The 12,526-nt window shown below is 36.6% G+C and carries 9 protein-coding genes; 5 read left to right on the top strand and 4 right to left on the bottom strand.

All coding sequences use genetic code 11. The features are described from left to right. The first annotated feature begins 28 nt into the window (after window positions 1-28). Both CGC58_RS08605 and CGC58_RS08600 read left to right on the top strand, forming a co-directional pair. A complete protein-coding gene (locus CGC58_RS08605) occupies window positions 29-1,084 on the top strand; it encodes a phosphotransferase (protein ID WP_095896348.1) in 1,056 nt (351 codons plus the stop codon). An 86-nt stretch (window positions 1,085-1,170) separates the two neighbouring features. Then, window positions 1,171-3,678 (top strand): DUF5686 and carboxypeptidase-like regulatory domain-containing protein, encoded by a 2,508-nt coding sequence (locus CGC58_RS08600; protein ID WP_394336608.1) that lies wholly within the window; start codon window positions 1,171-1,173, stop codon window positions 3,676-3,678. 48 nt (window positions 3,679-3,726) lie between these two features. Here the strand turns inward: CGC58_RS08600 and ypfJ are convergent, their stop codons facing one another. After that, a complete protein-coding gene (gene ypfJ / locus CGC58_RS08595) occupies window positions 3,727-4,587 on the bottom strand; it encodes a KPN_02809 family neutral zinc metallopeptidase (RefSeq protein ID WP_095896347.1) in 861 nt (286 codons plus the stop codon). A 191-nt stretch (window positions 4,588-4,778) separates the two neighbouring features. On the opposite strand from ypfJ, the gene CGC58_RS08590 reads away from it, so the two are divergent. Continuing rightward, window positions 4,779-5,393: a bifunctional nuclease family protein gene (locus tag CGC58_RS08590; protein WP_095896346.1), complete on the top strand. Its 615-nt coding sequence runs from the start codon at window positions 4,779-4,781 to the stop codon at window positions 5,391-5,393. Window positions 5,394-5,415: 22 nt separating this feature from the next. Next, window positions 5,416-6,837: a NupC/NupG family nucleoside CNT transporter gene (locus CGC58_RS08585; RefSeq protein ID WP_198540719.1), complete on the top strand. Its 1,422-nt coding sequence runs from the start codon at window positions 5,416-5,418 to the stop codon at window positions 6,835-6,837. Window positions 6,838-6,880: 43 nt separating this feature from the next. Here CGC58_RS08585 and CGC58_RS08580 read toward each other — a convergent pair whose 3' ends face one another. Continuing rightward, window positions 6,881-7,348: a type I restriction enzyme HsdR N-terminal domain-containing protein gene (locus CGC58_RS08580; RefSeq protein WP_095896345.1), complete on the bottom strand. Its 468-nt coding sequence runs from the start codon at window positions 7,346-7,348 to the stop codon at window positions 6,881-6,883. Between the two features lie 69 nt (window positions 7,349-7,417). After that, window positions 7,418-8,431 carry a TQO small subunit DoxD gene (locus CGC58_RS08575; RefSeq protein WP_095896344.1) on the bottom strand — a complete coding sequence of 338 codons (1,014 nt, stop codon included), beginning with the start codon at window positions 8,429-8,431 and terminating at the stop codon, window positions 7,418-7,420. 614 nt (window positions 8,432-9,045) lie between these two features. On the opposite strand from CGC58_RS08575, the gene CGC58_RS08565 reads away from it, so the two are divergent. Further along, window positions 9,046-11,427: an outer membrane beta-barrel family protein gene (locus tag CGC58_RS08565; protein WP_095896342.1), complete on the top strand. Its 2,382-nt coding sequence runs from the start codon at window positions 9,046-9,048 to the stop codon at window positions 11,425-11,427. Window positions 11,428-12,036: 609 nt separating this feature from the next. Here CGC58_RS08565 and CGC58_RS08560 read toward each other — a convergent pair. Further along, window positions 12,037-12,525: a hypothetical protein gene (locus CGC58_RS08560; protein WP_095896341.1), complete on the bottom strand. Its 489-nt coding sequence runs from the start codon at window positions 12,523-12,525 to the stop codon at window positions 12,037-12,039. Window position 12,526: the final 1 nt, after the last annotated feature.

Here is a 12,526-nt window from a genome sequence, read left to right as displayed (position 1 = left end):
TTTCATCTTATTTAAATTTTAACAAATAATGAAAACCACAGCCGAAAAAATTGCTCCTTTGTTCGATTTAAAGGGAGAAATCATTTCCGTAGAACCTTTTGGAAACGGGCATATTAACTATACTTTTTTGGTAAAAACCACTGAAGATGAGTATGTTCTTCAAGGAATCAACATCAACGTTTTTAAAAAGCCACACGCTATTATAAAAAACATAGAGTTACTTTGGGAAACAGTTTCAGATAACAACATCATTTTAAATATGTTACCTGTGAAAACGGGTGGCTACTCTGTAGAAACAGAAAATGCCGTTTGGAGAACCGTTCCCTTTGCAAAAAATTATGTTGCTTATGAGTTTGTAGAAGAAGCTTGGCAAGCAGAAAAAGCTGCTTCAGCTTATGCTACTTTCATCAAAACTTTTGAAAAAATTGATACTGACAAACTTCAGGATACTATCCCTGATTTTCATAACGGACCAAAACGTTTCCAGCAGTTGGAAGATGCTTATGCACAAGCAAAACCCGAACGCATCAAAAAAGCACAACATCTTTATGATTTTGCAAAATCACACAAAGTTATTTTCGATGAAGTGAAAAAAGCTGTTGATGAAAAACGCATTCCTATTCGTGTAACGCACAATGACACTAAAATCAATAACGTTCTGATTAACAAGGACAATCCTAATGATTTTAAAGTAATTGACTTGGATACGGTAATGCAAGGAATTTTGTTATACGATTTTGGAGATATGGTTCGCACCTCTGTCAGCCCAACCAATGAAAATGAATTGGATGACTCCAAAATTGTGTTCAATACATCGTTCTTTGAAGCCATTTGTAAAGGTTTCTCTGTAATGAAAAACGTAATGACCGAAACCGAAAAAGATATGATTTTGGATGGTGCTAAGTATATGATTTTCATCATCGGAGTTCGCTTCTTAACGGATTATTTTAATAATGATATTTACTTCAAAACTCACTTTGAAGATGAGAACTTCATTCGTGCGAGAAATCAATTCGTACTATTGCAACGCTTAGAAGAAAAAGAAGCCGAACTAAGAGAAATCACAGCAAAATGCTTTAAATAGAATATAAAATAAATCAATTAATTTTAAGAATCTGTCTGAAAAAGGTTTATATTTGCCCGCTTTTCAGACAGATTTATTATTAATTTATGATGAGAATATATTTTTTTACATTACTGTTCTTTCTTCCTTTTTTTATTTTCTGCCAAACAAATGTTTCAGGAAAAGTAATTGACGAAGACGGAAACCCTATTCCTTATGCCAATGTAATTTTTCCGAAAACAAAAATAGGCACCTCAACAGACGAAAACGGAAAATTTTCACTATATTCCGAAAAAAAGCACCGTGAAATTGAAGTCTCTTTTATTGGGTATGCTACTAATAGAGTATCTCTGAACAAAGCCGATGTAAGCAATTTGGTTATAGTACTGGCTGAAGGAGAGATACTTGAGGAAGTAACCGTTGTTGGCAAACCCAAAAAAGCTTTATCCAAAAAAGAAAATCCCGCATATCCTATTCTGAAAGGAATTTGGAAAAATAAATCAAAACGAGGCTTGCAACATTCCACAGCCTACGAATATAAAAGACATCATTCTACCGAACTGGGATTAAACAACTTAGATAGCATTTTTCTACAAACAACCTTAGGAGGAGAATACGATACCATACGAAAAATTCTTTCCGAAAAGAAGTACAAAGAACACTTTTCCCTTCCTATGTACTTAAAAGAAACTGTTGAAAGAGTTTATGAAAACAATATTTCGGGCAAAAAACGTGTGGATATTGAGGCTGAACGCTCACAAGGAATTGTTCAGGAAGGATTTGGTTTAGAACGAATTAGCCGAGCTTTCGATGAATTTGAAATTTATGACAATTCATATATTATTCTAAATAAACCCTTTGTGGGGCCTCTTTCCGAATTCGGCTACGGAACATACCATTATGTGCTAAGTGACTCTATTTCAGAGAATAACCGAATGTTCTATAAAATTCATTTCTTTCCAAGGTCAGATGAAGATTTGGCGTTAGAAGGCTTTTTTACTGTTGATAGTAAAACATTTATTATCAAATCAATAGAAATGAAAACAACGCCAAAAACAAACATCAATATGGTACGAAGTTTGTTCTTTGAAAAACATTTTGCTATTGAAAATGATTCTGTTTATTATCCTATAAAAGAAATACAAGAAGGTGATTTTACGCTAATTACAAAAAAAGAAGATGAAAAAGGATTGTATGTACACAATGAAATCTATTTTTCCGATGTGGTAATAAATAAGCCAAAACCTTCCGCCTTTTATAATGAACAAACCGTTAGAGTTTCTAAAAATCAGTTTGTTAAAGATAACTCATATTGGAACGAAAACGCTGCGACTTCCAACCGTTTGAGCAAAACAAAAACATTAATCCAAGAAGTTGGAAGCAATCGTCGCATAAAATTAATCGGAGACTTTATGGACATCATCGGTTCGGGATACATTTCTGTAGGAAAATATCTGAAATTTGGAAATTTCGGACAAATCTTCTCGCGAAATGATGTTGAAGGAGGAAGACTGCGAGCCGGATTCAAAACTTATATTTCAACCGAAGATAGATTTCGCTCGTATTTCTATGGAGCCTACGGATTGCGTGACCATAAATTCAAATACGGAATCAGTGCCAAGTATTTACTGACACATTCTCCACGTATCTCTTTCGGAGCTTCTTTCCAAAATGATAATTTGCAGTTAGGCAGCTTTGTAATGCACGACGATACTCGCTTGGATTTTGGGAAAACGACCAATTTTATCATCGCCCGAGGTGAAAATTATTATCTGACCAACAACAAAAAATGGCAGAGTTCCGTAACCATAGGGCTTCACAAAAATTTTGAAGTTTCATTCTTCGGTGCACATCAAAAGACAAAACCTGCTGATGAAGAACATTTTTCAATAGCTTACAAAAATCCTGAAAATCAGAAAATAATGAATCATTACAATGATTTCAGTACAGGTTTAGTTCTTTCATATACTCCGAAAAGAAACGTGTATGGTTACGGCGTTGAGCAACGTTTCGGGAAAAAGTTATTTTCAACTTACCAATTCAAATATACCAAAGGGGTGAAAGGCGTTTTTGACAGTCAATTCAATTACGACAAATTACAGCTTTTGGTACAAAAACCGATACCTCTTTTTGGTTACGGATTGCTTTTAACTTCAATCGAAGCGGGAAAAATATTTGGTACAGTGCCTTTAACTGTTTTGAGTCCAACTCCTGCAAATCAATCTTTTTCAACAGCTCCTAACACATTTGTGTTGCTGGATTATTACGATTTTGTAACAGATACTTACATTAATGGATATTTCGAACATCATTTTGAGGGACTGATTTTCAATAGAATACCTCGAATTAAAAATACAAGGCTACGAAGTTTGGTTTTTGCTCGTTTTGCTTACGGAACTATTTCTGATAAAAACAAAGACGCTACCATTTCAAATGTAGTTTTCAATGCTCCGAATAAGTTGTATTGGGAATACGGGTTCGGAATTGAAAATATTGGTTTGGGGAATTTCCGTTTCATACGTTTGGACTTTGTTTGGCGAAGTGATTTCAACGACGTGAACGGTGTCCGAAACCCGAAATTTGGAGTACGACTGGGAATCGCTCCTGTGTTCTAAAGAAAAAGATTCAAAAACTGATTTTAAGTTTTTGAATCTTTTTTGCTTTCACTCAATTCCGGCAAATGTGTTTCCTTGCCTGATATCTCCTGTGGTGTAACCTTTCATAAACCACTTTTTGCGTTGTTCGGAAGTTCCGTGTGTAAATGAATCCGGGACTACGTGCCCTTGCATACGCTTCTGAATGGCATCATCACCTACCGCGTGAGCTGCACTCATAGCTTCCTCTATATCACCTTCTTCTAAATATTTTCTGTTATGATGAGCCCAAACTCCTGCGTAAAAATCAGCTTGTAATTCAAAGGCAACCAATAGTTTATTAGCTTCTTTTTTGCTTTTTCCTTGTTGTGCTTGCCTTAGCTTTTGCGAAGTTCCTAAAAGCGTCTGCACGTGATGCCCAACCTCGTGAGCCATTACATAAGCGATGGCAAAATCTCCACCTTTTGCACCGAATCTTGTTCGAAGTTCCTCAAAAAAGGTCATATCCATATAAAGTTTATGGTCTGCAGGACAATAAAACGGACCTACGGAAGCCGTCGCCCTTCCACAACCTGACTCTACAACATCCGTAAATAATACCAAGCCCGGTTTTTTGTATGTTCCCAAACCGTTTTCTGCAAAAATTTTATCCCACACATCCTCTGTGTCTGCCAAAACAGTCGCTGCAAATTCGCCTATTTTCTTTTGCTCTTCTGTGAGTTCTACCACTCGCGAGGTTTGCTCCACTTGCTGCCCTCTGTTAAATTGCTCAAGTATTGGAGCAATGTTCTGACCTGTTTCTCCACCAAAGAGTTGTAACAACACGATGATAATTCCCAGCACTCCCCCACCGGCAATTATTTTCTTGCCTGCTCCCATTCCTCTTCGGTCTTCCACGTTTTTACTTTGTCTTCTGCCTTCCCATTTCATAATATTACAATTTTTAATTTTCTAACCAATTCAAAATAAATCAGCATAAATGTCTGATATACTTTTGGCAAATGTAACACAACTATAATTAATATTCAACCCTAAAAAAGTAAATTTTTAGCAAAAACTTTTGAATCTTATTTTTTTACAGTACTTTTACCATCTGAATTATTATACTGAACTTCATCATAATGGAATTAGTTGAACTTTCCGTAGAAAGAATTGCTTACAGCCAATCTCAAAATGAGGCTTTTGTGTTGATTTTACGCGAATCGGAATCCGATTTGAAGTTGCCAATTGTTATTGGTGCTTTCGAGGCTCAGGCAATTGCCCTTGAGATGGATAAAAATATGATTCCTCCAAGACCTTTAACGCACGACCTTTTCAAGATTTTTGCCTCAACTTTTAATGTAAAAGTTACCAAAGTTATAATTTACAGGCTAACAGAGGGAATTTTCCATTCCAATATGATTTGTGAACAAAACGGAGTAGAACATTCCATTGATGCTCGCACAAGTGATGCCATTGCCATTGCTTTGCGTTTCAACGCTCCTATTTACACACATAAACATATTTTACAAAAAGCCGGAATTCAAATTCCTAATCAAATTGATACGATAGAAACTACCATAAGCCCAACATTGGATTATCCTGAAAAACAGGAAGCTCCAAAAGAAAAAAGCCGTTTTGAACATCATTCACTTCAAGATTTAAAACGAATGCTTAATGATTGCATAGAAAACGAAGATTATGAGTTAGCGGCTCAAATCAGAGATGAAATCGCAAAAAGAGAAAGTTCACTATAAATCATTATCTTACAGACTAAAAATGAATACAGCATTAAAATTTCTTAGCATATTTTTTTTCTTCCCATTGTTTGCTCTCGCTCAAGATGTGAAGCAAGAATTAGGAACTTCAGCTGAAGCAACCACGAAACTCATACAAAGTCAAGGATTTACGTTTGAAAATTTGTACAGAGGCGTGTTGGGAATGGTTGTTCTTTTACTGATTGCTTATATTTTCAGTAGTAACAGAAAGAAAATCAATTGGAAAACCGTTGGCATCGGGCTCGGAATGCAAATTTTACTTGCCTTTGGCGTTCTTAAAGTGAGTTTTGTGCAAAGTATCTTCGAGAAAGTGGGAGGAGTTTTTGTTCTGATATTAGATTTTACCAAAGCTGGAAGTGAATTTTTGCTCGGCGGACTGATGGATAGCAACACGTACGGATTTATTTTCGTCTTCCAGATTTTACCTACGATTATTTTCTTTTCTGCTTTAACTTCGCTTCTTTTCTATTTAGGTGTAATTCAGATTATTGTACGAGGATTGGCTTGGTTTTTATCCAAATTTCTTGGAATTTCAGGAACCGAAAGCCTTTCTGTGGCGGGAAATATATTCTTAGGGCAAACCGAAGCCCCGCTGATGATTAAAGCCTATCTTGCAAAAATGACTCGTTCCGAAATTTTACTTGTTATGATTGGCGGAATGGCTACTGTGGCAGGTGGCGTTTTGGCAGCTTATATTGGTTTTCTGGGCGGAAATGACCCAGCTTTACGATTGATGTTTGCTAAGCACTTGCTGGCAGCCTCTGTAATGGCAGCACCTGGGGCTATTGTGGTTTCAAAAATATTATATCCGCAAACCGAAACTTTTTCAAATGACTCGAAAGTATCTGTTGAAAACGTAGGTTCTAACGTGTTGGATGCCATTGCTAACGGAACTACCGAAGGACTAAAATTAGCAGCCAACGTAGGAGCTATGTTGCTGGTTTTCGTGGCTTTTATCGCGATGATTAATTATTTCTTTTCTTGGGTTGGAGAAATCACTTCCCTAAATGGCTTCATTGCAGAAAACACGCCATACCAAAGCCTATCATTGGAAATGATTTTAGGATTTGTTTTCTCTCCCTTGATGTGGCTCATTGGTGTTCCTAAAGAAGATATGATGCTGATGGGACAACTTTTAGGAGTGAAATTAGCCTCTTCTGAATTTGTGGCTTACACGCAATTAGCTGATTTAAAAAACGTTGCCAGTGTCACGCACTTGTTGTATGACAAATCGGTAATCATTGCTACGTATATGCTTTGCGGATTTGCAAATTTTGCTTCTATCGGAATACAAATCGGAGGAATTGGGTCTTTGGCTCCCAGTCAGCGAAAAACACTTTCCGAGTTTGGGCTGAAAGCTGTTTTAGGCGGTTCGTTAGCTTCACTGCTTTCTGCAACTATCGCGGGAATGATTATAGGATAACATCTTTGAAATATAAAAAGAGGATAAAGATTTTTTTCAATCTTTATCCTCTTTTATTTTGGCAGAAAAAATCATATTCGGGCAATTCTTTCAGAAAAAGATACTTACCTTTTTCATAGTCCACCTGACAAAAATAATGATGTAAGCCATTGGTTATCATCAAAACCTCGGATTTCAACATTAAATTGTAACGTGCAATTTGGTCGAAAACCGACTGTGAAATGTGTACTGTTGGTGCTTTGCATTCCACCACCAGAAGAATATCACCACTTTTTGAAAAAACCACTATATCATAACGTTTTGCCAATCCGTTGATGGTTATTTCTTTTTCCACGTTTATCAGTGACTTCGGCATTTTTTTTTCCTCTATCAAGAAACGAATCACGTGTTGGCGAACCCATTCTTCAGGCTGTAACACCACAAACTTCCTCCGAATTTCATCAAAAATAAACACTTTATCGTCTATTTTTTTCAATCGGAAGGAATATTCTTTAAAATTTAATCTTTGCATAAGGCAAAGTTAAATAATCTTCCTAATAACAGCAAACAGACTTCATATTTGCAGTTATTTTCATTATTGTTAGCGTATTTCGGCAGCCCATTCAGCTCCGCTAATATCAATAAGTTTCAGCGTTTTAACTTCTGACTTAGGCAATTCATCTAACGGAACTGACAAATCTGCTTTTGCTCCCAAAGGCAATATCAAACTATGCTTGCCAGGCTTCACTTTTGCTACATAATGATTATTAATCTTATCCTTCGGGAATTTTGACAAATAATTCATACTCCAGCTTTTAGAAACTTCTCCCTTATCATTCAAAATTTGTATTTCAATTAAGAAAGAACCATAAACGTCAGCTCCTTCTACACGAAAAACTTCAAAAGTGAGTTCATTATCAGCTAACACCACATTTGAAATTTCTACTTTAGGTTTTACCGATTTATTATGAAGTTTCCCAAACACGCCTCCGTGAAAATACTGATTTGTAAATAACGTAATTGCGAAGATAAATAGCGAAAATACCAACACAAAAGGCTTCAGTTTTTCGGTTGGCAAGACACCTGAACCCAAGTAGTTAAACCATTTTTTGGAGGTAAACTCGTATTTTTTTCGTATAAAGAAATCATCAAGTGAATAGAATCCTCCACCGGTTAAGAAAATGGTAAAACCTCCTGCCAAGCCCAAAACGCCAATCTGCCATTCATCCAAACAAGTGGTTCCTAACCAGCCCGAACCCAGCAAAATCCCCATCGCCAAGGAAAACACCCCGATGCTCATCAAACGTGTGAATAATCCTAACATAATGAATAACCCCACGATAGCTTCTACTATAGTGAAGGAAATCATTGCAAATTCTAACTTATCGGGATTAGAAACCAAGTACTCAATTAAAGGTTTTATTCCCAATGCATTGGGCAAAAAATGGTTAAACTTCTCACCTACATAACCAGCCACTTCCGGAGAAAGTTTGTCTTCTAAAACCACACGTCTCCAAAAAGCAGAGAAATATGTCCAACCAATAACCAAACGCAACGACAAAGCGAACAATCCTGACCAAGACGAAAATTGTTCTTGAAATGTATTATTTTTCATTTAAACTCTTTTTAATATTAAAACTTTATTAGAAAACGGCTTACTTTCCTAATCGGAAAAGTAAAAATAATAAACGGAACAAGCTTCTCGCAGTTTTTTCAATCTGCGATGCCTGCCATCTAAAAAAGTTAGCTTAAATGAATCCTTAAACACCTAAAAAGAATATACTTAGGAGGAGCATTTGAAGAATTTCGGTAAAAATACTCCTTTTTTATTTTCGCTTCGGAAGTAAATAACTCAGCAGAATAAAACGAGTCGCTTTCCTGATTATCAAATACATTTAAAACGTATTCGGTTTGAGTATTTTGCTCTTCAGCTACGGAATTCTGACATTGAAATGAAAAAGCAGTTGTTCTATTTTTATGAAACGGCTTAAAAAACGAAATTTCAACACTATCAAAAAGAAATCCTTTCGCTGAACAAGGTGTAAGCGAAAATAAAATCAACGTTCCCCACAAGAGAAACTTTACTTTTTTGATATGTAACAACAACTCTTTCACGAAGTTTGAATGTGTTATTGGGCAAATGTACATTTTTTTTTCAGAAAATTTCCGATTTTTTGTAACATTTTCTGTTTTTCTGCGTCTTTAGGGTAGAAACCAAAAGAAAATTATATGAGAAGCGTATTTTATGTATTAACGATGCTATGGGCAACAAACTTTTTCGCCCAAGAAGTTATTCTTTCGGGGGTGGTACAAAACCAACAACAAAAGCCCGCCGAGTTTATAAACGTTCTCCTGAAAAAAGACGACAAAGCCGTACAGGGAGCCATTACCGATGCTTCGGGAAAATTTTTGGTGAAAATCCCGAAAGGCGATTACACTCTCATTTTGGAACAATTCGGCACCGAATTTCTTTCCAAAAACATTTCCGTTTCCCAAAATACCGATTTGGGTGTTATGCAAATCAATCAAGCCATTGAAATAGAAGCCGTAACCGTTGAAGGCAGGAAAAAACTCGTGGAACAAAAAGTAGACAGACTTGTATTCAACGTGGAAAACTCCGTGCAGGCAAGCGGTGGAGACGCCCTCGATGTGCTAAAATCCACACCAGGAGTGCAGGTTCATAATGAGGATATTTCCATCGTTGGGAAAAGTGGCGTTCGGGTGATGGTCAACGATAAAATAATGCAACTTTCGGGGGAAGAACTTACCAACTTCCTGAAATCCATAGCGTCCGACAATATCCAAAAGATTGAAGTCATCACCACACCGCCTTCCAAATACGACGCCGAAGGTAATGCAGGGCTCATCAATATCGTACTGAAAAAAGCCAAAGAAAATAATTGGAACACCACTCTGCGGACTTCTTACCAACAAGGAATTGAAGGGAAATCACGCGGTGGCGTAAACTTTTCGTACCGAAAAAATAAGTTCTCCGCTTTGGCTGACTTGGGGTATGCAGACGATAAGCAGTACTACGAGAATGATGTACATTTTTGGTATCCGAAAGAATATTGGGTAAATCGGTTGGAAACCAAAAGAAAAGCAAAAACTTGGTCGCCTCTTCTAAATTTAAACTACGACCTAACCGAAAAAAGCATACTTGGGATGCAATTTATGGGAAGTTTTTCAGAAAATATCAGCAATAGCTTGGCGGCAAATCGTGCGTATTTGTATAACAACCCAAAACTAATGAAAGAATATATCACACGTCAAGCCAAACCTGAAAACACACAAAATTTATCCGTAAATGTGAATTTCTTGCAGAAAATCGGAGAGAAAGGAGCCAAACTTACCATCGATGCTGATTATTTCCATTATAAAAAAGATAGAAATGATGATTTAAACACTATTTTCTATAATTATCAGCTCAATACGCAACCAAAATTGTTTGGAAATTCTCTATCAATGCAACAAATCGATAATTATTCTTTCAAAACCGATGTGGAAATGCCCGTTTCGTGGGGAAATCTTTCTTTTGGAGCGAAAATTGCCCGAACACAGACCGATAATATTGCTCAATCAGACTTTCGTGATGAAAAACAAGTGCAAACCCTTGCTCACAACGACCATTTTCTCTATACGGAGGATACGCAGGCACTTTATACCGATTGGGCGAAATCTTTCGGAAAGAAATGGAGCGTAAAAGCAGGCATTCGAGGCGAAAATACCATTACGAAAGGTGTCTCAGTCTCTGATAACCAAACGCACAAACGAAATTTCTTTAAACTTTTCCCGACTCTGTACGTGCAATACAAAATCAATGAGAATCACAACATTTCGGCAAGTGTAAACCGCCGTATTTTTCGTCCGCAATTCTTTTCGCTTAACCCAGGGAGAAACTATCTAAATCCGAAATCATACGTAGTAGGAAATCCGTTTTTACAATCTTCCTATTCATTAGGAGCTACACTCAACTATTCCTATAAACATTGGCTAACACTTCAATTATCATATACTGACATAGAAGACAGCCGAACTCAAATCACATATCACAATCCTGATTTGGAAGAAACTCAAATCCGATGGGAGAATTTTGCCAATACCAATCGATGGAGTGCTTCGGTGAATATCAACAAAAGTTTGTTTTGGTGGTGGGAAGTTTCAGCATATATGGGAGCAACTTATGAAGATGCAAGACCTTATGTAGATGTATTCCCCGATAAAATGATAAGTTGGGGAGGCTATCAAAACTTGCAGAATACTTTTATGCTCAATGAAAGCAAAACTTTACAAGCAAATGTATCGTATTTCTATCAATTTCCGTGGGATAGTGGCACGAGAAGGGTTTCGGAGTCTTCAAGTTTGGATTTAGGTATTAAGTATTTAGCTTTCGACAAAAAATTAACTCTTGCCCTTTACGTGAATGATATTTTCAAAACTGAGGCAATGACTTTTACCTCTCATATTGAAAAACAAGGTATTAAGGAAAGTTATCGCCAGTACTACGACACGCGTTACATACGTCTTTCTCTTACCTATAAGTTCGGAAACAGCAAAATTTCGGTACAAAAAAGAGAGGGTGGCAATGCAGAAGAACGTAGTAGAAGTTAATACAATTCGTTTACTATATTTTCCATATCTTACAGATTTCTAATCCCTTATAATATCTTTATCTTTACCCTTTGGGAGTGTTTATAAAAGCACTCCCTTTTTATTTTATTATTTCAATGAATCAGGCGAAGATAAAAAATAAGCAGTTTGATGCTTCAACTATAGCTAACTTGAAATAATTTGTCGTACTAATTCCCCCTTTGAAGGGGGAAGGGGGATGTAAATCTTAAGAAAACATCCTCCGTCCTTCCTCACATACCCTGTTTTCACAGGCTTCCTCTCTTCAAAGGAGGATTTTAAAACTCGGCAATTTAAAGTAAGTTAGCTGAAATTAAGCGAAGACAAAAAACAAACGATTTGATGCTTCAACTATAGCTAACTTGAAATAATTTGTCGTACTAATTCCCCCTTTGAAGGGGGAAGGGGGATGTAAATCTTAAGAAAACATCCTCCGTCCTTCCTCACATACCCTGTTTTCACAGGCTTCCTCTCTTCAAAGGAGGATTTTAAAACTCGGCAATTTAAAGTGAGTTAGCTGAAATTAAGCAAAGATAAAAAATAAGCAGTTTGATGCTTCAACCAAGTAGGCGAAAGCATAAAACAAGCGATTTAACACTTCAACCAATCAGGCGAAGATAGAAAACAAGTGTTTTGATACTTCAACCAAATAGGCGAAGATAAAAAACAAGCGGTTTGACACTTCAACCAAATAGGCGAAGATAGAAAACAAGCGTTTTGATACTTCAACCAAATAGGTGAAAGTAAAAAACAAGCAGTTTGACATTTCAACCAAATAGGCGAAGATAGAAAACAAGCAGTTTGATGCTTCAACCAAATAGGCGAAGATAGAAAACGAGTAGTTTGATACTTTAACCAATCAGGCAAAGACAGAAAACGAATGGTTTGATGCTTCAACCAAGTAGGTGAAGGTAAAAAACATCGGTTTGACACTTCAACCAAATAGGCAAAGATAGAAAACGAGTGTTTTGACGCTTCAACCAAATAGGCGAAAGTAAAAAACAAACAGTTTGACACTTCAACCAAATAGGCGAAGGTAAAAAACAAACGATTTGAGGATTCGGGGTTTCCAATATTCACA

The organism is Capnocytophaga stomatis, assembly GCF_002302635.1.
Lineage (GTDB): Bacteria > Bacteroidota > Bacteroidia > Flavobacteriales > Flavobacteriaceae > Capnocytophaga > Capnocytophaga stomatis.
This window is presented reverse-complemented; position numbering and strand designations above follow the sequence as displayed.

Coding starts and splice junctions, on each gene's coding strand:
- CGC58_RS08605 (WP_095896348.1), top strand. CDS start 29: ATGAAAACCACAGCCGAAAAAATTGCTCCTTTGTTCGATTTAAAGGGA.
- CGC58_RS08600 (WP_394336608.1), top strand. CDS start 1,171: ATGATGAGAATATATTTTTTTACATTACTGTTCTTTCTTCCTTTTTTT.
- ypfJ (WP_095896347.1), bottom strand. CDS start 4,587: ATGAAATGGGAAGGCAGAAGACAAAGTAAAAACGTGGAAGACCGAAGA.
- CGC58_RS08590 (WP_095896346.1), top strand. CDS start 4,779: ATGGAATTAGTTGAACTTTCCGTAGAAAGAATTGCTTACAGCCAATCT.
- CGC58_RS08585 (WP_198540719.1), top strand. CDS start 5,416: ATGAATACAGCATTAAAATTTCTTAGCATATTTTTTTTCTTCCCATTG.
- CGC58_RS08580 (WP_095896345.1), bottom strand. CDS start 7,348: ATGCAAAGATTAAATTTTAAAGAATATTCCTTCCGATTGAAAAAAATA.
- CGC58_RS08575 (WP_095896344.1), bottom strand. CDS start 8,431: ATGAAAAATAATACATTTCAAGAACAATTTTCGTCTTGGTCAGGATTG.
- CGC58_RS08565 (WP_095896342.1), top strand. CDS start 9,046: ATGAGAAGCGTATTTTATGTATTAACGATGCTATGGGCAACAAACTTT.